A 20,714-nucleotide genomic window follows, 5' to 3' on the forward strand; every position below is an offset into this window, starting at 1 on the left:
GCGGGCGACGAAGGCCAGCAAATCCCGCCGCTCGTCCCCGGACGAGTGCAACCGTGTCCGCTTTGGGGCACACTGGGCCCAACCCGCATGACCGATATCCGTTACGCCCTCCGGTTGTTGCGCAAGGCCCGGCTGTTCACGCTGACGGTCGTGCTCGTGATCGCGGTCGGCATCGGCGCCACCACGGCGATTTTCAGTGTCGTGAACGCCGTGCTCCTGCGTCCGCTGCCATTCCAGGATCCAGCACAGCTGATGCAGGTCGCGGAGAAGAACGACTCGCTTCATCAACCGGCGTTCGGCGTCTCAGCGCTCAACTATCTGTCGTGGAAGGAGCGATCGCGAAGCTTTGCCGCGCTCGGCGCGATCCAGTTCGGCACGTTCACCTTGAGCGGGCAGGGTGATCCAGAAAATTACACAGGCAATGCGATCTCCGCGTCGCTGCTGCCGCTGCTCGGTCTGCAGCCGCTGGCCGGACGCGTGTTCGGCGATGCCGACGAGCGCACCGGCGCGGGCCCGGTGGCGATGCTCGGCGAGTCGCTCTGGCGCCGGCGGTTCGGAGCCGACCCTGGGATCGTCGGACGCCCGGTCACGCTGAACGGCGTGGCCTACACGGTCATCGGGATTGCCCCGCGGGCGCTGACCACGCTGACGGCGGGCGACGTGTGGATTCCGCTCGTCATCGACCCGCCGAAGGAGATTCGGCTCAACCACGTGCTGTTCGTGGCCGGACGGCTGAAGGACGGCGTCACCCGGCAGGCGGCCCAGGCCGAAATAAACGCCGTGGCGGCGCGGATGGAGCAGGACTATCCAGACATCCACGGCTGGGGCGTCAACCTGATCAGCTTCACCGACACGTTCGTCAGTGCCGACCTCCGCCGCGCGCTGCTCGTGCTGCTCGGCGCCGTCACGTTCGTCCTCGCCATCGTCAGCGCCAACGTCGCCAACCTGCTGCTGGCGCGCGCCCTCGATCGTCGGAAGGAAATGGCTGTGCGGGCGGCGCTCGGCGCCGGTCGGGCGCGGCTGCTGCGTCAGCTGCTCGTCGAGAGCCTGGTGCTGTCGGGAGTCGGTGGCGGGCTCGGCCTCGTCGGCGCGGTGTGGGCGATCGATTGGCTGCAGTCGACGCTGCCGCCCAACGTCCTGCCTGTTCCCGACATCGGGGTCGATCGTGTGGTGCTCGGCTTTGCCTGCGGCGTCACGCTGATCACCGGCATCGTCTTCGGGCTGGCGCCCGCCTGGCACGCGGCGCGGACCGACGTCAACGCGACGTTGAAGGACGCCGGGCGGTCCTCCACCGGCGCCCATCCGCTGTTCCGGCGCGCGCTCGCGGCGATCGAGCTGGCGCTCGCCACCGTGCTGCTCATTGGTGCCGCGCTGCTCGGGCGCTCGCTGCTCGCACTGCAGCGCCAGCCGCTCGGGTTCAACCCCGATGGCGTCCTGACCATGCAGATCTCGCTGCCGCCGACGCGCTACTCGAATGCGCAGCGGGTCGCGTTCTTCCGCGATCTCGACTTGGCGTTGAATGCGCTGCCTGGCGTCACCCGCGCCGCGATCACGAGCGGCATGCCGTTTGGCGCCGGCAACTACACGCGATCGCCGTTCATTCCCATCGGGTCGCGCGTCCTCGAGCCCGGCGCCGGCGTCCCGGTCGACTGGCGGACCGTCAGTCCCGGGTACTTCGCCACTCTGGGCATCCCGCTCCTGCGCGGCCGGGTCTTCACCGACGCCGACACCGGCAGCGCCCCCGACGTCATGATCATCAGCCGTTCGACCGCGCGGATGATGTGGGGTGACGACGACGCCGTCGGCCGTACGGTTCGCCGCACGGCGGACAAGAAGGAGTTCACCGTCGTCGGCGTCGTTGGCGACGTCCACAGCGCGACGCTCAACGTCGAGGCGCCGACGCTGTATTACTCGAACGGCGTCAGGACGTGGCCGCTGATGGACATCGTGGTCCGCACGTCGGGCGACACGGCGTCGACGATCTCGAGCGTGCGCGAGATCGTTCGGCGCCGCGATGCCGACCTGCCGCTGGCGAACGTCCGACCGATGCCGGAGTGGATTAGCAGCAGCGCGGCGCAACCCCGTCTCAACTCGGCGCTGCTGACCGTGTTTGCCGGCGTGGCACTGCTGGTGGCGGCGATCGGCACCTACGGCGTGCTCGCGTACTCCGTCTCGCAGCGGACGAAGGAGCTCGGGCTGCGGATGGCGCTCGGCGCCGATCGCCGCTCCGTTCTGCGGCTGGTGGTCGGCGAGGGGATGACCACCGGCGCCGCCGGCATCGTCGCCGGCGTCACGGCCGCGGGCCTGATCGGCAGGGCGCTGTCGGCGCTGGTCTACGGAGTATCGGTCTGGGATCTGCCGACGTATGCCGCGGTCTCGCTGCTGCTCGCGATCGTGGCGCTCGTGTCGTGCGTGCTTCCGGCCATCCGCGCGTCGCGCGTCAGCCCGATGGTGGCGTTGAGGCTCGAGTAGCGCCTCGTCCGGCGATCGCGGCGGTGCACCAGGCCCATTGGAAGTTGAAACCGCCGATCCGGCCGTCGACGTCGAGGATCTCGCCGACGAGATACAGCCCCGGACAGACGCGAGACTCCATGGTCGCCGCATCGATTTCCGCGAGCGGGACGCCGCCGGCGGTGACTTCCGCGTAGCTGTAGCCTCGCGTCTCGACGACCGGCAGGGGCCAGTCGGTCAACGCGTGCACGAGGCGTCGGCGGTCCTCGCGCGTGAGCTCGGCGGCGCGCCGATCCGGCGCCAGGGCGAGCGCGCCGAGGATCGCGAGGGCCATGGCGTCGGGCAGGTGCGGGACGAGTGCGCGGCGCAGGGTCACACCGGGACGCTCCCTGGCGGCGCGGATCCAGCTTCGCTCCACCTCGTCGAACCGCAATCCGGGATACCAGTTGGCGGCTAGACGCACGTCGCGCCCCAGCAGCGTCCCCCTCGTCCAGTGGCGCGATGCGTTGAGCACGACCGGACCGCTGATCCCGAAATGCGTCCAGAGCAGCGCGCCGCGTAACCGGATCGACAGCCCGCCATCGATCCACAGAGCCAGTTCCGCGTCTACGGTGACGCCGGAGAGGCCAGAATGCACGCTGTGCGGCGTGTCGGGGGCGAGCCGCAGCGGCACCAGCGCCGGCGTCGGCGCCACGATCGAATGGCCGAGCGACATCGCGAGGCGATAGCCCGAACCGTCGCTTCCGCTCTTGGGAAGTGATTGTCCACCCGCGGCAAGGACGACGGCACCGGCGCGGATGCTCCCAAGCCCGGTGTCGATGATGAAGCCACTTCCGTGGCGCGCGATCCGTTCGACTCGCGCACCTGGGACGAGCGTCGTGCCGGCTTGCGCGGCGCCGTGCACCAGCGCCTCGAGTACGTCACGCGCTCGATTCGAATCGGGAAAGAGCTTCCCATCAGGCTCCTCGTGCAGCGGCACCCCGAGTTCTGCGAAGAACGCCGTCGTTTCCGGAACGGGCAGCGCCCTCAGGATGCGCCGGACGGCGTGGGAGCTGGCGCCCCAGAAATCAGTCTCAGCGACGACCGCGTTCGTGACGTTGCAGCGGCCGCCGCCACTGACGAGAATCTTGGCGCCCGGCGTGCGCGCGCCGTCGACGATGACGACGCCGCCACCTGGGCGCGCGCGGCCGGCGAAGATGGCAGCCGCGAGGCCAGCAGCGCCGGCGCCGACGATGACGATGTCACTGCTGGCAGGGAGGGGCATCGGTCGAGCTTGCGGGCCACCATCATGACCGCGTACACTCCGCCTGTCTCCCCCTTTTTCCAGCGAAAGACCTGAGTGGCGGACTACGCCGTGCAGCCTGGCGCACGCGTCGTGTGGCGTCTCAGACGCGGCTCGACCGACGTACGATGCATTGTCTCCTCACGGGCAGTGCCCGTGGAGGTGCACGTCGTTCACGGTCCCGACGTCGTGGTGTGGCAGCTGTTCCAGGAGGAATGGATGGCGCTCACGTGGGCGCGCGCCTACCGCGAGCAGATCCGCGCGCAGGGATGGCGCGACGTGATTGACGATCCGGCGTCCGCGCGCTGAGCCCGTCAGGTGTAGACGATCGCTGTCGCGACAGCGCCATCGCCGAGCCGGGCGATCGGCTAGACTGCTCGAAGCCAGCGATCCCGTTCGCGAGGAGCCCCCGTGATCCAGGCGTCCCGGTTCATCGCCCTTCTATTGATCGCACTGCTCGGACAGACGCCGGCCGCGCCGCCGCAGCAGCCACTGCCGCAGCAGCCTCCGCCGCAGCAGCCCCCGCCGCGGTTTCGCACGGAAACGAACTTCGTACGGGTCGACGTCTATGCGACGCACGACGGCACGCCGGTGCAGGACCTGGCGCAGGAGGATTTCGAGGTCTCCGAAGACAACGTCCCGCAGCGGATCGAGTCGTTCGAGCACATCCTGATCAACCCGGCCGGGCCACAGGCGGCCCTGATCGAGCCGTCCTCGCCATCGCAGGCGAACCAGCTCGCTGCCGATCCGAAGCGGCGCGTCTTCGTGATTTTCCTCGACACCCACAGCGTGCCCTATGAGGGATCGCATGCGATCAAGGAGCCGCTCATCAGCTTCATGCAGCAGGCGATGGGGGACGACGACCTCGTCGCGCTGATGACGCCCGACATGAGTCCCGACCAGCTCACGTTCGGACGCCGCACGCAGGTGATCGAAGCCGGGCTGCGCGAGACCTGGTTCTGGGGGCGCCGCGACACGCTCTCCCTCGACGACTGGGAGCGGAAGATCGACGAATGCTTTCCGCCGCAGCCACTCGAGGGGGGGTATTCGTCGGCCCTGGCGAAGGCGTTGATCACGCGGCGGCGCGAACGCGTCACGCTCGACAGTCTCCACGATCTGGTCCGCCACATGGGCGCGCTGCGGGAGGGGCGTACCGCAGTCATCACGGTGTCGGACGGCTGGCTGCTGTATCGGCCGGATCAGTCGCTGATGTCCCCCAGAAAAACGGTGTTCGGGAAGAACGCGGATCCCCTACCCGGTTCGCCGACCCCGGTCGGCGTCGGGCGAGGCGGCACGCTCTCGAAGGAACCGGGATACGACACCAACCCGAACGATCGCACGACGTGCGACGCCGATCGAGCCGATCTCGCGCTCAGTGACGACGACCAATACTTCAAGACGATCTACGGCGAGGCGAATCGCGCCAACGTCAGTTTCTACACGATCGATCCACGGGGACTGGTGGTCTTCGACACACCGCTCGGCCCCGATCCGCCGCCGGATCTCGAGACGGACCGCGCGATGCTGACCCAGCGCCACGACGTGTTGAGGACGCTCGCCAGCGCAACCGATGGGATGGCGCTCATGGACAGCAACGATCTGCACCGGCAACTGCGGCGGATCGCCGACGACATGACGTCGTACTACCTGGTCGGATATCGCTCGACGAACGGCAAGCTCGACGGCCAGTACCGCGCGATCAAGGTCCGATCGAAGCGGGCCGGCGTCGACATCCGCGCCCGACATGGCTACACCGCCGCCAGCGCGGCGGAGGTCGCCCGGGCGCGTGCCGCGGCGGACCTGGCCGTGCCGGAGGAGAAGGCGGCGCTGAACCGCGCGCTCGGAACCATCGAATCCGACGCTCGCGCAGTCGGCCGCACCGTGCGCGGCGCCGGCGAACCGGTCGTCCTGCACCGAGGTCCGTCCACCGGCAACCAGATCCAGCCGTCGCCCGGGCGGGTGTTTCCACGAAGCGACCGCATCAGATTCGAGCTGGAAGCGCCGGCCGGCACGCCGGTCTGGAGCGGCGCCCTGCTCGATCGCAACGGCGGCAAGACGCCTATCCCGGTCGCCGTCGCCGAGCGGACCGACACCGCCACGGGGCAGCGCTGGCTGACGGCCGACATCACGCTCGCACCGCTTGGCGCCGGCGACTACGTCGTGGAACTGACCACCATCGAGGGGACCGCACAGAAGAAGACGCTGGTGGCGATTCGCGTCACGCAGTAGTGCCACGGCCGGTCGGTTCCGGAGCGGAACGCGCATCGCCCAGCGCTTCCATCACATCTCCGTGCGCCCAACGGCATCTCGGTAGACCGGAGTGTGCCCTTTTGAACAGCCAGCAGCGCTCGCCGGCCGATAAGCTCGATCTGAGGAATCCAATCATGAGTGCCAGCCACCACCCGACCGACACCCATCTACGGCAACAGCGGAAGAAGAAACGGAACAAGCTGCGCGCGCGGATTGCTGCGGCTCCAGCAGCCGCCCGTGCCGTGCTCGAAGCGAAGGTCCAGCGCACCTATTCACCCTTTCATAGGTCGGAAGCGAAGCGGGCACAGCAAACGACGACGTAGATGTGAGCAGGTCCGGTCGGCTCGTCTCAAGCGGTCTGTGCAGGCTGTCAGGATACGGGACCTGAGAGGGGATGCGATGCCGAAGTCCGGAGTCGTAGGCGGTGCGCGGCGAAGACAGGTGCAGCGGCCCGTCCCATTTCCGAACGCCGTCGAGGGCCAGATTGCGGAACTCTGTCGCGATTTGGCCGTGGAGGCGAAGCGGATGCGCCAACTGCAAGAACAGGCGGACGAGTTGCGAACGGTGATCCGCCAGTGGGCCAGCCACTCCGAGCCGGACTCCGAGCGCGAACCGACTACTCGTGCAGGACGACGTTGAGAAGCGATGTGTTGATCTTCAGATCGCCGTTGTACTCGATGAATCCCAGGTCCCTGAATTTGTTCATGAAGAAGTTGACGCGTGAACGGGTCGTCCCGACCATCTCCGCCAGGGTTTCCTGGGAGATCTTCGGGATCCGGCGCTCCGAACCCGCCTGATCGCCGTAGCGTGCCAGCAGCAATAGCGCCCGCGCCAGCCGCTTTTCGCTCGAGTTGAACAGATGATCGACGAGGTCCGCCTCGATGCGGAGGTTCCTCGCGAGCATGTACGAGATGAAGCGCTCTGAGAAGGCCGGCTCGATGCGCAGGAGGCGAAGCATCGCGGCCGTGTCAATGATGAGCACGGTCGTCGGCGCTGTCGCGGTTGCCGTTCCGAGCCGAATGGATTGACCGGCGAGCGCCCCCTCCCCTAAGAAATCGCCGGGGCCGAGCATCGCCACCACGGCTTCTTTGCCGGTCCGGGACAGCACGGAGATCTTGATGCTGCCCTTCTGGATGTACATGACGGCATCGCTCGGTTGACCCTGCGCGAAGACGGTCTTCCCCTTGGGATACGTCACGACGCGCCGTGCCGTCTCTGTGGCCTCGAGAAAGGCTTCAGGATCGAACGCTGGTTGTTGCGCCCGCGACGGAACGCGCCGCCTGTTCGCTCTGGCCATCGGAATCAGGCGGATTATCGCACGCGGCGCGCGGCCAGTCCCGCATCTGATCCCGGATCGGACGCGACAGCGGCTATGACGCGGCGCGGCGCGGCTGAGATGGTCATCCCCGTGGTTCGATCGTGGTCAGTGAGGAACTTTCGCAGCTCGGCGTTGTCGGGAAAGTCGAGCGCGAGCGTCCGCGCGGTGGCAACGGCTCCGGAGACTTCGTGTTCACGCACCTGCATGTCCCAGAGGGCGAACGTCGCTTCAGTCCGAACGAAGAAGTCGCCGCCGCCACGTGTGACCACCTCGCGGACGGCGCGGAGCCCACGTTCCTTGTTACCACCGCCGAGGAGCCAGCGCACACCGCGGGGAACCGATGTGCCGACGATGTAATCGACCCACGCCCGCGCGACGCGGGCGCGAACATGCGCCGGGTTCAGGCGCAGTGCGTGGTCGAGAGATCGGCGGGCCTCCCAGTACTCGTCCCACCCGGTCTTGCGACCGAGTGTGCCCAACTGCAGCCACACGTCATTGAGGTCCACCTTTCCGAGGAAGAACAAGGTCTCTTCGTCATCGGGGTGGATCTTCAGCCTGGCTCGCGCAAGGGTCTGGCCACGGCCTGTCTCCGCCAGGAACGTAGACATGAGCGCCGGACAGGCGGCGCAGGCGTTCCATGCCGTCGTCTTGTCGCGTGCTCCCGTTTCTCTGAGCGCCTTTTTGATCTGAAAGAGCAGGCTGGCTGTACGCAGCTCGCAAGCGTCGAGGTCGTCAGGGCGAGCCTCACACAGCCGCTGAGTCACCGCGGCCGCCAGGTCGTAGTTGCCGTTGTAGAAATGTCGCTGGGCGCTTTCGAGCGTGGGGTTTGCCTGCGAAGTGACTGCTTGCAGACCGAACACGAGGACGATCACAACAACCGAACCCGCGATCGATCGTGTGGCGACCGCGCGGGGGATGTTCATATGACAGGTTACCAGGATGCTGGCCGCGCCGCTGTCCAGACAGCACACGTCCATCGATGTGTTCAGTCTGGGACAGTCCGCGTGGTACGGATTGCCTAGACTGAACGCGATGAATCGTCAGTTCGCTGGGACGGAGCGTCGGTCGTGAATCCCACCTGGATCGTTCTCGCTGTCTTCATTGCGGGTGCCATCGTCATGTTCGCGACGTCGCGGCTGCGGCGCCGTCACGTTGTCGACCTCGGAACCGTCAGCCATCAATGGATGGCGGAACAGCGGTTCGGAGAAGGGCACGATTCGCAGCGTTGATAGGCCGCGACCGATGTCCACCTCACCCCAAGCGACCGCTGCAACCGGCCCATGGTGTACGGCCGCTCCGCTTAGAGCTGGCGGTGAGGATCCTCAAACAGGGCGAAGCGCCGTCTCCTGTGAGACGACCGAACCGGCGAGCGGCGCTCTCGGGTCGGCATCGGGCTTCGATCTAGCGACTTTGTCGTTCGGTTTCGCGGCGCGTCGCGACTGCGCTTCGCGAAACTCGTTGATCATTCGGTCAACCTGCGCCTGCCGCCCGGTGCCCTCGTCATCATCGATGCTCATACGGCAGTATACCGGCGCCGTTGCCGGCCGGTCTGTCCTGATTTGAACAGCGGCGCAAGTGGCCGACGACGTGGCTGTTATCGCTCTTTGTGCGTTCTCGCGCGTCCTGGATGGCTCGCACGTCTCACGCTCATCGCTCGAATTGATCGAGCGTTACGCGAAGGGCACGCGCGGATCTGTCTCGGGTGATGTCTAGGATCGCGGTGATCGAATGGGGAGACGCAAATGCTACTCAGGCACGGCCTCGAGCAAGGCAAGCAAGAGCGCTATCGTCCTCAGGGCGCGCAGAAAACAGCGACGTAGACTGGTGTCGCATGGGGTGTGGAGCGGGCTACGGGGATCGAACCCGTCTATCTGGCTTGGGAAGCCAGGGCATTACCACTATGCTAAGCCCGCGTCCGGCCGATCTTATCAGGATCTGATATAGGCGAGCACCTCGTCGCGCTTCGCCCGCATGAGCTCCTCGCTGGTGGCTTCCAGGTTCAGTCTGAGCATCGGCTCGGTGTTGGATCCGCGCACGTTGAAATGCCAGTCGGGGAACTCGGCCGAGATGCCGTCCATCGAGTACACCTTGCCCGCCTGATACTTTGCAGCCAAACCGTCGATCTTCTCCTGCGCCTTCTTGACGTCGGAGACGCGCGTGTTGATCTCGCCGGAAATGAAATACTTCTCGCGCAGCGGCGCGAGCAGCTCGCGGAGCGTCTGCCCCTTGCGCGACATCAGCTCGAGGATGAGCAGCGCCGGAATGAAGCCGTTGTCGGCGTAGAAGTTGTCGCGGAAATAGTAGTGGCCGGTGACCTCGCCGCCGAAGATCGCGTTGTCTTCGCGCATGCGTCGCTTGAAGAAGGCGTGCCCGACGCGATTCATCAGCGCCTCGCTGCCGTAGCGCGCCGCAGTGTCCTTGACCGCGTAACTGGCCCGCACGTCATAGACGATCTTCGCGCCTGGATGCTTGATGAGGAAGGCCTCGGCGAGCAGCGCCGTGATGAAATCCCCTGCGACGAACTGGCCGGCGCCGTCGATGAAGAAGCAGCGATCGGCGTCGCCGTCCCAGGCGATGCCGATGTCGGCCTTCTCGGCGATCACGCGCGCGGTGATGTCGCGGCGGTTTTCCTCGATGAGCGGGTTGGCCTCGTGGTTCGGAAACGTACCGTCCACCTCGAAGCAGAGGGTCGTCAGCGTCTTCGTCGGGATGTGCGCAAAGATGAGCGGCGCCATCATGCCGGCGATTCCGCTGCCGGCGTCGAGCACGACCTTGAACGGCCTAATGATCGACAGATCGACGAACGACAGCACGTGCTTCACGTAGTCGTCGACGACGCTGGCCGTGCTCAGCGAGCCCGGCTCGGGCGCCGGCGGCGGCAGCTGATTGGCCGCGATCATGTCGCGGATGTCGTCGATGCCTGACTCGCCGGAGAGCGGAAACGCGTCCCGGCGGACCATCTTGATGCCGTTGTACTCCTTGGGATTGTGCGACGCCGTGATCTGCACACCGCCGTCGTGCCCGTCGCGGGCGACGGCGAAGTACAGCATGTCGGTCCCCATCATGCCGTAATCGACCACGTCGGCTCCCTGCTGCCGCGCCCCTTCGATGAAGGCGGCCGCTATCGATGGCGACGACAAGCGCATGTCTCTCGAGACGGCGATCCGCTTGGCGTGCAGGTAGGCGACGAAGCCGCGGCCGATGAGCCGCGCCGCGTCCTCGTTGACCTCCTGCGGATAGAGACCGCGGACGTCGTAGGCCTTGAAGATGTTGGGATTGATGGACATATCAGAAGTGTGAAAAATCCGTGATGACCGTCTTGTCGCCGAGCACGGCCGGCGAGCGGAGGATGGCGTTTCTGCCGATATGAACGTTGCGTCCGAGAATCGCGCCGTGCAGCGCCGCCTCGGCGCCGATCCAGCCGTTGGGCCAGACGATGGCGCCGTCGACGATCGCCCCTTCCTCGATGTGGGTCTGCCGCCCGATCACCGAGTAGGGCAGGATCTTCGCGCCAGCCTTGATCACCGAACCTTCATCGATGAAACACGGCGAGTGGATCTCGGCGCCCGGATCGACCCGCGCGTCCGGCGACACCCACGCCGACGGGACGCCGTTGAAGGGCGGCGCGGCATAGTGTCCGTCCATGATGTCGCGGTGCACCTGCAGGTACTTGGCCGGCGTCCCGATGTCGATCCAGTAGCCGCCGTGGACGTAGGCCACGAACGTCTCGCCGCGTTCGACCAGCGACGGAAAGTAGCTGCGCTCGATCGACCAGGCGGTGTCCTTGGGGATGCGATCGAACGTGTCGGGCTCCAGCACGTAGATGCCGGCGTTGATGGTGTTGCAGGTGATCTCGTCTTCGCCGGGCTTTTCGAGAAACCGGCTGACGTTGCCGTCCGGGTCGGTCTCGACGAGCCCGTAGGCGCGCGGATTGTCGACCGGCGTCAGCACGACAGTCGCCTTGGCGCCGCGCTCACGGTGCAGCCGCAAGACCGCCGCGAGATCGACATCGGTCAGCACGTCGCCGTTGAACACGACGACCGATTCGGTCAGCGAGTCCCCTGCGTAGCGGATCGCACCGCCGGTGCCGAGCGGCTGCGGCTCGACCACGTAGCGGATCCTGATGCCGAGATCCTCCCCCTCGCCGAAGATCTCCTCGATCCGTCGCGGCTGGTAATTGAGACTGAGGATCACCTCGTCGATCTCGGGAATCTGCTTCAGCCGGTCGATCTGATAGTAGAGAAACGGCCGATTGAGGATCGGCACGATCGGCTTCGGCGTGTGCACGGTCAGCGGCCGCAGCCGCGTCCCCTTGCCGCCGGCGAGAAGGATGGCCTTCATGACAATCTCCTATTTTATGCTTTTGATAGAATCGCGCCAAAGAGAATGAACCTTCCGAACGCACTGACCGTCGGCAGGATCTTTCTGGTTCCCCTGCTCGTCGTCGTGCTGCTCACCAAGTTCGAGGGACGCGTGATCCTCGGCATGCGGAAGGAACTGGTCGGCGCCGCGATCTTCGGGATCGCCGCGCTCACCGACGTGCTCGACGGCTACCTGGCACGCCGGCGCAAGCAAGTCACGACCCTTGGTCAGTTGATGGACCCCTTCGCCGACAAGCTGCTGATCACGGCAGCCCTCGTCTCGCTGGTCCAGCTCGATCTGGCGCCGGCCTGGATGGTCGCGGTGATTCTCGGGCGGGAGCTCGCCGTCACCGTGCTCCGCGGCATCGCGCACGGCAAGGGAGTGGTCATTGCCGCCTCGCCGATGGGGAAGCTGAAGATGCTGTCCGAAGTGATCGCCATCCTCGCACTGATCTTGAGCCAGGATCACCTGCAGCAGTTCTACGTGGTCGGCACGGTTGCGCTCTGGGTGGCGCTCGTCACCGCGACGATCTCGGGCGTCGACTACTATCGGAAGTTCGTCCGTCTGGGCTGAGCGTCGGCGGCGCGCCCGACGCTCAGCGGTGGAGGGCCGCCATGTCGCCCAGGTAGACGGCGTCGCGCGACGCATCGACGCGGATCAACGACGTTTTCGGCCGCACCAGGAGAACCGTGCCGCGACCGACGTCGAACACCGGCCCGGTGCCCTCGAGGGTCTCGCGGAAGATTGTCAGCGACTGTCCGGCGCGCACCCCCTGATCGGTGCCGCGGTTGATCAGCATCAGCGTGCCCGCCGCGCCGGTCTGCAGCTTGTCGTCCCCCATGAAGATGCGCGCCGGATTGGTGTAGTCCGGCGCGACGCCGGGCACCGCCGTCGGCACGACCGGATCCGCGTAGGGCTCGAGGAAATCGCCGTCGATCACGCCGTCGCAGGCGTGCGTCACCTGCGCAACCGCCATGTCGTCCTTGACGTCGACGATGGTGACCCAGCCCGCGGTGTGCACGCCGACCGGCTCGGCATCGGGCGAGACTGCGCCGAACCAGTCGTGCACGTAGCGGCGTACGTAGTACACCTGGCCCGTCTGCACCCCCTGCTTCGAACCGCCGTGGACGATCAGCGGCTCGCCAGGGCCGAACATCAAGCGGCCGTGCACGTAACCGCCAGACACGTGCAGCGGCGCGACCGCAGGCGCGTCGACGCTGGTCGGCGCGCAGGCGATTTCCTCGAGGATGTTCTGGCCGCCGGCGATCGCCGCCTGCTCGGCGACGGGCGGGGATGCGATCGGCTGCTGCGCGACCAGGGTCAGCGCCGGCACTATCCAGGCGATCGAGAGCGTCATCATTGTGGCAGCGCTCCTTTGGCGGCATCCTTCACGCCGGCCGCCGGCAGCGTCGATTTGATGTCGGTAATCCGCTTCTTCGCCAGCTCGAGATACTCGCTCTCCTCGAACTCCTTCACCAGGCGTTCGTAGTAGGGCAGCGCCTCGGCCGGGCGATTCAGCTTCTCGTACGACGCGGCAAGCATGTAGTACGCCCTGTCGCGCCCGGTGTACTCCGGATCGCTCTTGAGCATCGGCACCAGGCGGCCGACGGCGCCCGGATACCACCTGATCCGGAAATAGTGGTCGGCCACGCCGACGTCCCACTCGTCGAGGCGATCCTTGGCTTCGCGCAGGTGCTGCCGTGCCTCGGCGAGCAGCGGCTGGTCGGGATAGCGCGTGACGTAGACCTGCAGCTCCCTGATCGCGTCGCGCGTCTCGGTCTGGTCGCGCATCGGCGACTTCAACTGGGAGAAGTGCGCCATCGCCAGACGGAACTGCGCATAGTGGGCGCGCTTGCTGGTCGGGTAGAAATTCAGGAACTCGTGGAACTCGTTGATCGCCAACACGTACTGCTCGGCGGTCTTTTCGCCCATGTAGGTGTCGCCGACTCCGAGCTTCGCGTCGGCCCGATACGGGCTCTGCGGGTAGCTGTCGACGAGCTGCCGATAGTACTCGCGCGCCACTGCCCAACGCCGTTTCGCCAGGTTTTCGTTGCCGCGGTCGAAGAGGAACTTGTCCGGTTCGGGAGTGCCGGCCGGTGGTTTCTTCGGGCCGCCGCTGGCGCAGGCGCCCAGCAGGACGGCCACGACCGCCAGGGCCGCAAACGTCGACATCGTCTTCATGTGGTTCATGCGGGCACCGGCAGCGTTGCCAGCCACCGGTATTCGGCTTCGATCCCTTCTTCCAGCGACACGCTCGGCTCGAACGCGAGATCCCGGCGAGCCAGCGACGCGTCGGCATAGGTGTCGCGCATGTCGCCTTTCTGGGCGGGCTCACGCGCGATGGTCAGCGGATGCCCGGCCAGACGCTCGACGATCCGGATGACGTCGTTCATCGACACGCGCGAGCCGCCGCCGAGGTTGTAGGACCGGCCGTTGACGCCGCGCTCGCCGGCCGCGATGGTGCCGGCGACGGCATCGGCCACGAACGTGAAGTCGCGGGTCTGTTGGCCGTCGCCGTAGAGCGTGATGGGCTCGTCGCGAAGAGCCGCGCGGATGAAGCGGTGGAAGGCCATGTCGGGTCGTTGCCGCGGTCCGTAGACCGTGAAATATCGCATCGCGACGACCGGCAGTCCGTAGTTCACATGATAGAGGTAGCCGAGCTGTTCCGCGGCCAGTTTCGTGACGCCGTAGGGAGAAACCGGTTGGGGCAGCGCGTCCTCGCGCATCGGGATCGGCGCGCGGTCGCCGTAAACCGACGAGCTCGACGCGTAGACGAAGCGAACCAGCGGGCGGCCGACGCACGCCTCCAGGAGCAGCTGCGTCGCGTCGATGTTGTTCACCGTATACGTCTTGAAATCGCTGCCCCAGCTCTTGCGGACGCCGGCCTGCGCCGCGAGATGGAACACGTGCGTGACGCCGTCGAGGAGCGCCGGCAGGTCCGCTGATTCGACAGACGTCTCCGCGAAACGGAAGCCTTCCCGGAGGCGGTTCTCCTGGAGATTTCTTTCCTTGTCCGCGCGCGGATAGTAGCTGGTGAAGCAGTCGAGCCCGACGACGGTCGCGCCCCGGTCGAGGAGGGCCGCCGTGAGATGCGACCCGATGAAGCCGGCGGCGCCGGTCACGAGTGCCTTCATGCGAACGCCTCGCGAACGCGCGCCGGCAGCCGGCACGGCCGGCCTTGCGGATCGAGGGCGGCGTGAACGGTCCGGCCCTGGGCGGCGACGCTTCCGTCTTCGGCTTTCAACACGTCGTAGGTAAACTCCATCCGCACCGGCGACAGCATCCGCCCCTCCGTCCGAATCTCGATGGCATCGTCGTAGCGGGACGGACGCTGATACGTGCAGTGCGCCTCGATCACCGGCAGCGAGATGCCCGCCGCTTCCATTTCGCGGTAGGTCCAGCCGAGCGAGCGCAGCAGATCGGCGCGGCCGACTTCGAACCAGACCAGATAGTTCGCGTAATAGACGACTCCCATTTTATCGGTTTCGGCGTAGCGGACGCGGAGCGTCGAGACCGATCGCGGCGGCATTCAGCAGACGGCGGCCGTCGCCGCCTCGCGCAACTCGCGGATGGCGCGCGCGGGATCGGCGTTGCCGAATACGGCGCTGCCGGCCACCAGGACGTCGGCGCCGGCCGCGACCACCCGCGGAGCGGTGTGCACGTCGATGCCCCCATCCACGGCAATCGGAGCCGAGCTGCCACTCCGCTGCAGGAGCTCCCGTACGGCCCGGATCTTAGACTCCGATCGCGGAATAAAAGTCTGCCCGCCGAAACCGGGATTGACCGTCATCACCAGCACGTAATCGAGGTCGGCGGCGATCTCCTCGAGCGCTCCAGGCGGCGTGGCCGGATTCAGCGCGACGCCCGCTTTCGCCCCCGCAGCCTTGATCGCCTGAATCGTACGGTGCAGATGCACGGCGGCTTCGGCATGCACCGCAATGCTCGCCGCGCCCGCGGCCGCGAACGCCTCGATGTAGCGATCCGGCGCCTCGACCATCAGGTGCACGTCGAAGGGAACCCTGGCTATGCGCGTCAGCGACCTGAGAATCGCCGGACCCATCGTGATGTTCGGTACGAAGTGTCCGTCCATCACGTCGTAGTGAAGGCAATCGGCGCCGGCGTCCTGCGCGACGCGCACCGCCTCGCCGAGCGCCGCGAAATCGGCCGAGAGCAGCGACGGCGCGATGACGATGCGGCGGCTCACCGGCTCACCTCCAGCGAAATCGGATCGCTGACGCCGATCTGAAAGCCCCCCTGCGGGCTCTGCCGCAGGACGATGCCGGAGGGGACGCCGGGGTAGGGATGATCGCCGACCACCGACACCCGGAAGCCGCGCGTGCGCAACACGTCGGCGGCGCGGTCGCCGTTGACGCCGATCAGATCCGGCATGACGTAGGTGCCGCTGTTCTCGCGGCGGTTGAGCAGCAGCGTGACACGGGCGCCGCTCGTCTTGGCGGGCGGATTCTGCGCGATGATCGTGTCGGCCGTGTAGTCGTCCGAGCGCACTTCGGCGATCGACGCGACCTGGAGCCCTTCCTGTCGCACTCGCATCTCAGCGGCCCGCTCGGACTCGCCGAGCAGCGATGGAACCGAGGCGGCCCGCGCGCCCGCGCTGACCCACACCTTCACGCTCCGCTCGCGCCGCGTCTTCACGCCAGCCTGCGGGTCCTGGCTCACGATTTGTCCTGCCGGCACCGCCGTGTCAGATCGCCGCGCTTCTTCAACCCGCAGGTTGAGGCCCGAAGCGGCCAGGATGGCGTTGGCCTGGTTGACGGTCGTGCCGCCAACGGCAGGAACCACGACATCGCGCGTTCTCAGCGCGAACCGCATCGCACCGGCAGCGAACACGAAATAGGTGAGCACCAGCGCGCCGGCCAGAAGCACCCGCTTCCCGGCGCCCCAGACGCGCGTCGATAACGCCATGAACTCAATAGTTTAGCATCGACGCCACCCGTCCCGCGGCTCATCGCTGCCGGACCAGGTTGACGGCATAAAACGCCTCGAGGCTGTCGCGAAAGGGCAGTGTTCTCAGCGTCCCATCGGCGTCGAGCAGTGCAGCGAGATCGCTACGCGCGGCGAACGCCGCGGGCGTCACGCGGACGAACTCGGCGTGCGCCGCGAGGAACGCCCCGACGACGTCTTCGTTCTCGTCCGGTTCGCCGGAGCACGTCGAATAGATCAGGCGGCCGCCCGGCCGGACGCGCGTGGCGAGTTCGTCGAGCATCTCCCGCTGAGCCGCTGCGAGCCCGGGCAGGTCCGCTTCCGTCCTACGCCACCGCACGTCGGGATCCCGCCGGATCGTGCCGAGACCGGAGCAGGGGGCGTCGAGCAGCACGGCATCGAATTGTGCGCGGTACGGGGCGCTCGCGCGCGCGTCCGCCTGCACGAGACGGATCGACCGGGCGCCGGACGCGGCAACCGTGCGGCGGAGCAGGGCCAGACGCTTTCCGCGCACGTCCGCCGCAACCAGGACGCCGATGTCCTGCATCGCCGCCGCCATGAGCGTGGTCTTGCCGCCAGGCGATGCGCAGGCGTCGAGAATGCGCTCACCCGGCTGCGCGCTTGCGTACATCCCGACGAGCTGCGACGCCTCGTCCTGGATGACGAACGCGCCGGTTCCGGCGAGCGGCGTGAGGAGCGGGTTTCCGCCGGTCACGACGAGCGCGTCGGCGGCCAGGCGCGCAGGCTCGACGGTCACGCCCTCGGCCGAGAGCGCGCGCGCCAGCGCGTCGGCGGTCGTCACCAGCCTGTTTGCGCGCAGGATGAGCGGCGCCGGCGTGTTGTTGAAATTGGCCCATCGCTCGGCAGCCTCGGCACCGTGCCGGGCGATCCACCTCGCCGCCAGCCAGCGCGGATGCGACAGCGTGATCGAGAGGAGGTCGAGCGGCGGCGTCGACGGCAGCGGCAGGCGCGTCTTCTCGCGCGACACCCGGCGCAGGAGCGCGTTGACGAACCCGGACGCACTCCGCTTTCCGGCGCGGCGGGCCAGATCAACCGCGTCGTCGACCACGGCGGAGGCAGGCACGCGGTCCAGGTGCAGCAGCTGGAAGATGCTGATTCGCAGAATCGCGACGATTTCAGGATCGAGCTTCGACGCCCCACGCCCGGAGAATGCCGTCACGATGTGGTCAGCGGCGCCCTGCCAGCGGATCGCGCCCGTCGCGATCTCGCCGGCCAGCGCCCGATCGCGCTCGTCGTCGAGGACGGCGCGAGTCCGTGCGAGCGCCGATGGCAGATCGCTGCGTCCCTGCGCCACCGCCAACAGCGTTTCGTAGGCGGCGATCCGGGCGGGCGCAATCATGGAAGCTCCGCGGGCAACGCGCGTCCGACGCGCGCCGTCACGTTCCCAGCCGCGCGCCTTCGAGGCTGTGCCGGCCGGCCAGGAACTCGCGGGCAGTCTGCGTCCGCCGGCCCTCCGGCTGGATCTCTAGAATCTGGAGCGCCGTCCCGCCGCCGCAGGCGACGGTTAGCTCGTCTCCGTGGGCGCGGACGATCGTGCCCGGCAGGGCGTCGTGGGTGTCGAGCCCCACGGCGGCGGTACGCCGCAGCACGACACGCGCGCCGTCGAGCGTCGTCGACGCGAGCGGCCATGGCTGCAGACCGCGAGCGAGGTCGTGGATCGAGGGGGCCGCCGCCCCCCAGTCGACGGCGCCTTCGCCCTTCGTGATCTTGGCCGCATGGGTTGCGGCGGCATGATCCTGCGGCGTCTCGGTGGCGCGTGCGTCGGCCAGCGCGTCGACGATCGGGAGGAGTTGCTCGGCGCCGAGCCGTGCGAGCACCGTCTCCATATCGCCGCTGGTGGCGTCGGGGGGAATCGGCGCCGCCGCCATCGAGAAGGTCGGGCCGGCGTCGAGCTCGCTGGCCACGCGCATGATCGTCACCCCGGTTTCGGCGTCGCCCGACAGCACGGCGCGCTGGATCGGCGCCGCCCCGCGGTAGCGCGGCAGCAGCGAGGCGTGGACGTTGATCATGCCGAGGCGCGGGATCGCGAGCAGGCTGTCGGGGAGGATGCGCCCGAACGCGACGACCACGCCGAGATCCGGCTGCAGCTCACGGAGCGTCTGCTGGAAGGACTCGTCCTTGATTTTCGCCGGCTGCAGAACCGGGACACCGTGCGCCGACGCGATCTGCTTCGTCGGCGTCGCCTGCACGTGCTGGCCGCGGCCGCGCGGGCGGTCGGGCTGCGACACGACCGCCACCACCTGATGTCGTGAGCCGAGCAGGACCTCGAGCGACGGGACCGCGAAGGCAGGCGTCCCAAGAAAAACGATGCGCAGACTCACCATTTGCCCGATTTCTTCAGCTTCTGGATCTTGCGGACGATGATCTCCCGCTTGATGCCGCGCAGGCGATCGATGAAGACAGTGCCGTCGAGGTGATCCATCTCGTGCTGGAACGCCCGCGCGAGCAGGTCTGTGCCTTCGATCGTGCGCTCGATCCCGTCACGGGTCAATCCTTTGATCACCACGCGCCGCGGCCGGACCACTGTGGCGTTGAAGCCCGGCGCGCTGAGGCAACCTTCGTCTTCGAGCTGTGTTCCATCGCGCTCGACGAATGCCGGGTTCACCATCACGATCAGCTCACCGGTGGTGCGGCCCACCGACAGATCGATGACGAAGACGCGCAGCGGCACGCCGATCTGGGTCGCCGCAAGACCGATGCCGGGAGCCGCGTACATGGTCTCGGTCATGTCGTCGACGAGCTGGTGCAGGCTGGCGTCGAACGCCGTGACGTCGACGGCGCGTTCGTGCAGGCCGAGTTCGCCGTAGCGGAGAATGGGCCGGATCATCCTCGCGTGTACGCGGCCGGTTCCATCACGCGCGGGTGTTCGAGAACCGCGACCGGATGGCGGCGTCGGACGCGGCCATCGCACGATCGAGGGCGGCGACCGAGTCGCCGCCGAATCGTTCCAGGAGGGCATCGGCGAGCACGAGCGCGGTCATCGCTTCCCCGACGACGGCGGCCGCCGGAACGGCGCAGACGTCGCTTCGCTCAATAGCGGCCGGCGATTCGGTCATGGTCGCGAGATCGACCGAGCGCAGCGGCTTCATCAGCGTCGAGATCGGCTTCATGTAGGCGGAGGCGCGGAGGTCCTCGCCATTGGTGACGCCCCCTTCGAGTCCGCCCGCGTTGTTGGTCGGACGCGCGAGCCCGGTCGCACGTCCCTCACCACCAGGCAGGATTTCGTCGTGCACTCGGGACCCAGGACGGGTAGCTGCTTCCGGTCCGATGCCAATGCCGACGGCCTTGATCGCCGGGATCGACATCAGCGCCTGCGCGAGGCGCCCATCCAGCTTGCGATCCCATTGTACGTGGCTGCCGAGACCGACCGGGACGCCCGTCGCGATGACCTCGAACGCGCCGCCGAGCGTGTCGCCGGCCTCGCGCGCGCGATCGATTTCCGCGATCATCCGCGCCTCGAGCTCAGAATCTGCGACCCGCAGCGGCGCATCTTCTGGCAGCGCCGCGGCGCGCTCGAAATCGATGCGCTCCGGGTTCGGCAGGCTGAGGCTGCCGATCGAGAAGACATGGCTGGTCAGCCGGATACCGGCGTGCCGCAGTAACTGGCGCGCCAGCGCGCCGGCCGCGACCCTGGCGGCTGTCTCACGCGCGCTGGCGCGCTCGAGGATGTCGCGGAGATCGTCGCGCTCGTACTTGACGCCGCCGGCCAGATCGGCGTGGCCAGGTCGCGGCCGCGTCACCGGTCCGCGGCGCGCGCCGCCGGCATCGGCCGAGGCCTCTGCGGTGGCGCGCATCGTGTACTGCCAGTTGGGCCAGTCGCGGTTCTCGATCATCATCGCCACCGGGCCGCCGAGCGTCTCGCCGGCGCGCACCCCCGAGATGATGTCGGCACGGTCGGATTCGATCGCCATGCGGCGGCCGCGGCCGTAGCCGCCCTGGCGGCGCCGCAGCTCGCGCGCGATCGCCTCGACGTCGACGGACAAGCCGGCAGGAAGCCCTTCGAGGATCACGACCAGCGCGCGGCCGTGCGACTCGCCTGCGGTGAGAAACCTCAGCATCCGCCGAAAATTGTATACGAGTTTCTGCGTG

The 20,714-nt window shown here is 67.5% G+C and carries 19 protein-coding genes and 1 tRNA gene; 4 read left to right on the plus strand and 16 right to left on the minus strand.

The window, feature by feature from the left end:
* Nucleotides 1-87 precede the first annotated feature (87 nt).
* Nucleotides 88-2,472: an ABC transporter permease gene (locus VGI12_20705; GenBank protein ID HEY2435103.1), complete on the plus strand. Its 2,385-nt coding sequence runs from the start codon at nucleotides 88-90 to the stop codon at nucleotides 2,470-2,472.
* Here the strand turns inward: VGI12_20705 and VGI12_20710 are convergent.
* Nucleotides 2,441-3,715: an NAD(P)/FAD-dependent oxidoreductase gene (locus VGI12_20710; protein HEY2435104.1), complete on the minus strand. Its 1,275-nt coding sequence runs from the start codon at nucleotides 3,713-3,715 to the stop codon at nucleotides 2,441-2,443. The genes VGI12_20705 and VGI12_20710 overlap by 32 nt on opposite strands.
* 174 nt (nucleotides 3,716-3,889) lie before the next feature.
* On the opposite strand from VGI12_20710, the gene VGI12_20715 reads away from it, so the two are divergent.
* Nucleotides 3,890-4,042: a hypothetical protein gene (locus tag VGI12_20715; protein ID HEY2435105.1), complete on the plus strand. Its 153-nt coding sequence runs from the start codon at nucleotides 3,890-3,892 to the stop codon at nucleotides 4,040-4,042.
* 102 nt (nucleotides 4,043-4,144) lie between these two features.
* Nucleotides 4,145-5,962: a VWA domain-containing protein gene (locus VGI12_20720; GenBank protein ID HEY2435106.1), complete on the plus strand. Its 1,818-nt coding sequence runs from the start codon at nucleotides 4,145-4,147 to the stop codon at nucleotides 5,960-5,962.
* 637 nt (nucleotides 5,963-6,599) lie between these two features.
* Here VGI12_20720 and VGI12_20725 read toward each other — a convergent pair.
* The 5 genes from VGI12_20725 to VGI12_20745 all read right to left on the minus strand — a co-directional run bounded on the left by VGI12_20725 (nucleotide 6,600) and on the right by VGI12_20745 (nucleotide 11,642).
* Nucleotides 6,600-7,280, minus strand: coding sequence for a Crp/Fnr family transcriptional regulator (locus tag VGI12_20725; protein HEY2435107.1), 681 nt, complete (start codon nucleotides 7,278-7,280; stop codon nucleotides 6,600-6,602).
* Nucleotides 7,281-7,294: 14 nt separating this feature from the next.
* On the minus strand, nucleotides 7,295-8,224 hold the full coding sequence (locus VGI12_20730) for a hypothetical protein (protein HEY2435108.1): 930 nt from the start codon (nucleotides 8,222-8,224) through the stop codon (nucleotides 7,295-7,297).
* 916 nt (nucleotides 8,225-9,140) lie between these two features.
* Nucleotides 9,141-9,214: transfer RNA gene (locus VGI12_20735), tRNA-Gly, on the minus strand.
* 15 nt (nucleotides 9,215-9,229) lie between these two features.
* Nucleotides 9,230-10,588 carry a phosphomannomutase/phosphoglucomutase gene (locus tag VGI12_20740; protein HEY2435109.1) on the minus strand — a complete coding sequence of 453 codons (1,359 nt, stop codon included), beginning with the start codon at nucleotides 10,586-10,588 and terminating at the stop codon, nucleotides 9,230-9,232.
* A 1-nt stretch (nucleotide 10,589) separates the two neighbouring features.
* Nucleotides 10,590-11,642, minus strand: a complete 1,053-nt coding sequence (locus VGI12_20745) for an NDP-sugar synthase (protein HEY2435110.1) — start codon at nucleotides 11,640-11,642, stop codon at nucleotides 10,590-10,592.
* A 45-nt stretch (nucleotides 11,643-11,687) separates the two neighbouring features.
* Between VGI12_20745 and pgsA the strand changes: the two genes are divergently transcribed.
* On the plus strand, nucleotides 11,688-12,236 hold the full coding sequence (gene pgsA, locus VGI12_20750) for a CDP-diacylglycerol--glycerol-3-phosphate 3-phosphatidyltransferase (protein HEY2435111.1): 549 nt from the start codon (nucleotides 11,688-11,690) through the stop codon (nucleotides 12,234-12,236).
* 22 nt (nucleotides 12,237-12,258) lie between these two features.
* On the opposite strand, the gene VGI12_20755 is transcribed toward pgsA, so the two are convergent.
* Genes VGI12_20755 through aroC form a run of 10 tightly spaced genes read right to left on the minus strand, consistent with a single transcriptional unit; the run spans nucleotide 12,259 to nucleotide 20,683 of the window.
* Entirely contained in the window at nucleotides 12,259-13,023 is a 765-nt protein-coding gene (locus VGI12_20755; protein ID HEY2435112.1) for a hypothetical protein, read from the minus strand.
* The gene (bamD, locus tag VGI12_20760) at nucleotides 13,020-13,853 is read right to left on the minus strand and encodes an outer membrane protein assembly factor BamD (protein ID HEY2435113.1); all 834 of its coding nucleotides are present in this window, start codon (nucleotides 13,851-13,853) and stop codon (nucleotides 13,020-13,022) included. The genes VGI12_20755 and bamD overlap by 4 nt, the downstream gene beginning before the upstream one ends.
* Nucleotides 13,850-14,797, minus strand: a complete 948-nt coding sequence (locus tag VGI12_20765) for an NAD-dependent epimerase/dehydratase family protein (GenBank protein ID HEY2435114.1) — start codon at nucleotides 14,795-14,797, stop codon at nucleotides 13,850-13,852. The genes bamD and VGI12_20765 overlap by 4 nt, the downstream gene beginning before the upstream one ends.
* Nucleotides 14,794-15,192: a thioesterase family protein gene (locus VGI12_20770; protein HEY2435115.1), complete on the minus strand. Its 399-nt coding sequence runs from the start codon at nucleotides 15,190-15,192 to the stop codon at nucleotides 14,794-14,796. Before VGI12_20770 ends, VGI12_20765 begins: the two co-directional genes overlap by 4 nt.
* Nucleotides 15,193-15,867: a ribulose-phosphate 3-epimerase gene (rpe, locus tag VGI12_20775; GenBank protein HEY2435116.1), complete on the minus strand. Its 675-nt coding sequence runs from the start codon at nucleotides 15,865-15,867 to the stop codon at nucleotides 15,193-15,195. It lies immediately after the preceding gene.
* The gene (locus VGI12_20780) at nucleotides 15,864-16,586 is read right to left on the minus strand and encodes a PASTA domain-containing protein (protein HEY2435117.1); all 723 of its coding nucleotides are present in this window, start codon (nucleotides 16,584-16,586) and stop codon (nucleotides 15,864-15,866) included. Before VGI12_20780 ends, rpe begins: the two co-directional genes overlap by 4 nt.
* A gap of 40 nt (nucleotides 16,587-16,626) precedes the next feature.
* Complete coding sequence (gene rsmB, locus VGI12_20785; protein ID HEY2435118.1) at nucleotides 16,627-17,964, minus strand: 16S rRNA (cytosine(967)-C(5))-methyltransferase RsmB; 1,338 nt, start codon at nucleotides 17,962-17,964, stop codon at nucleotides 16,627-16,629.
* Between the two features lie 37 nt (nucleotides 17,965-18,001).
* Nucleotides 18,002-18,949 carry a methionyl-tRNA formyltransferase gene (gene fmt / locus VGI12_20790; GenBank protein HEY2435119.1) on the minus strand — a complete coding sequence of 316 codons (948 nt, stop codon included), beginning with the start codon at nucleotides 18,947-18,949 and terminating at the stop codon, nucleotides 18,002-18,004.
* Nucleotides 18,943-19,452, minus strand: a complete 510-nt coding sequence (gene def / locus VGI12_20795) for a peptide deformylase (GenBank protein ID HEY2435120.1) — start codon at nucleotides 19,450-19,452, stop codon at nucleotides 18,943-18,945. Before def ends, fmt begins: the two co-directional genes overlap by 7 nt.
* A gap of 25 nt (nucleotides 19,453-19,477) precedes the next feature.
* Nucleotides 19,478-20,683: a chorismate synthase gene (gene aroC / locus VGI12_20800; protein HEY2435121.1), complete on the minus strand. Its 1,206-nt coding sequence runs from the start codon at nucleotides 20,681-20,683 to the stop codon at nucleotides 19,478-19,480.
* Nucleotides 20,684-20,714 lie beyond the last annotated feature (31 nt).

The organism is Vicinamibacterales bacterium (genome assembly GCA_036496585.1).
In the GTDB taxonomy this organism is placed as follows: domain Bacteria; phylum Acidobacteriota; class Vicinamibacteria; order Vicinamibacterales; family 2-12-FULL-66-21; genus JAICSD01.

Coding starts and splice junctions, on each gene's coding strand:
- VGI12_20705 (HEY2435103.1), top strand. CDS start 88: ATGACCGATATCCGTTACGCCCTCCGGTTGTTGCGCAAGGCCCGGCTG.
- VGI12_20710 (HEY2435104.1), bottom strand. CDS start 3,715: ATGCCCCTCCCTGCCAGCAGTGACATCGTCATCGTCGGCGCCGGCGCT.
- VGI12_20725 (HEY2435107.1), bottom strand. CDS start 7,280: ATGGCCAGAGCGAACAGGCGGCGCGTTCCGTCGCGGGCGCAACAACCA.
- VGI12_20730 (HEY2435108.1), bottom strand. CDS start 8,224: ATGAACATCCCCCGCGCGGTCGCCACACGATCGATCGCGGGTTCGGTT.
- VGI12_20740 (HEY2435109.1), bottom strand. CDS start 10,588: ATGTCCATCAATCCCAACATCTTCAAGGCCTACGACGTCCGCGGTCTC.
- VGI12_20745 (HEY2435110.1), bottom strand. CDS start 11,642: ATGAAGGCCATCCTTCTCGCCGGCGGCAAGGGGACGCGGCTGCGGCCG.
- pgsA (HEY2435111.1), top strand. CDS start 11,688: ATGAACCTTCCGAACGCACTGACCGTCGGCAGGATCTTTCTGGTTCCC.
- VGI12_20755 (HEY2435112.1), bottom strand. CDS start 13,023: ATGATGACGCTCTCGATCGCCTGGATAGTGCCGGCGCTGACCCTGGTC.
- bamD (HEY2435113.1), bottom strand. CDS start 13,853: ATGAACCACATGAAGACGATGTCGACGTTTGCGGCCCTGGCGGTCGTG.
- VGI12_20765 (HEY2435114.1), bottom strand. CDS start 14,797: ATGAAGGCACTCGTGACCGGCGCCGCCGGCTTCATCGGGTCGCATCTC.
- VGI12_20770 (HEY2435115.1), bottom strand. CDS start 15,192: ATGCCGCCGCGATCGGTCTCGACGCTCCGCGTCCGCTACGCCGAAACC.
- VGI12_20780 (HEY2435117.1), bottom strand. CDS start 16,586: ATGGCGTTATCGACGCGCGTCTGGGGCGCCGGGAAGCGGGTGCTTCTG.
- rsmB (HEY2435118.1), bottom strand. CDS start 17,964: ATGATTGCGCCCGCCCGGATCGCCGCCTACGAAACGCTGTTGGCGGTG.
- fmt (HEY2435119.1), bottom strand. CDS start 18,949: ATGGTGAGTCTGCGCATCGTTTTTCTTGGGACGCCTGCCTTCGCGGTC.
- def (HEY2435120.1), bottom strand. CDS start 19,452: ATGATCCGGCCCATTCTCCGCTACGGCGAACTCGGCCTGCACGAACGC.
- aroC (HEY2435121.1), bottom strand. CDS start 20,683: ATGCTGAGGTTTCTCACCGCAGGCGAGTCGCACGGCCGCGCGCTGGTC.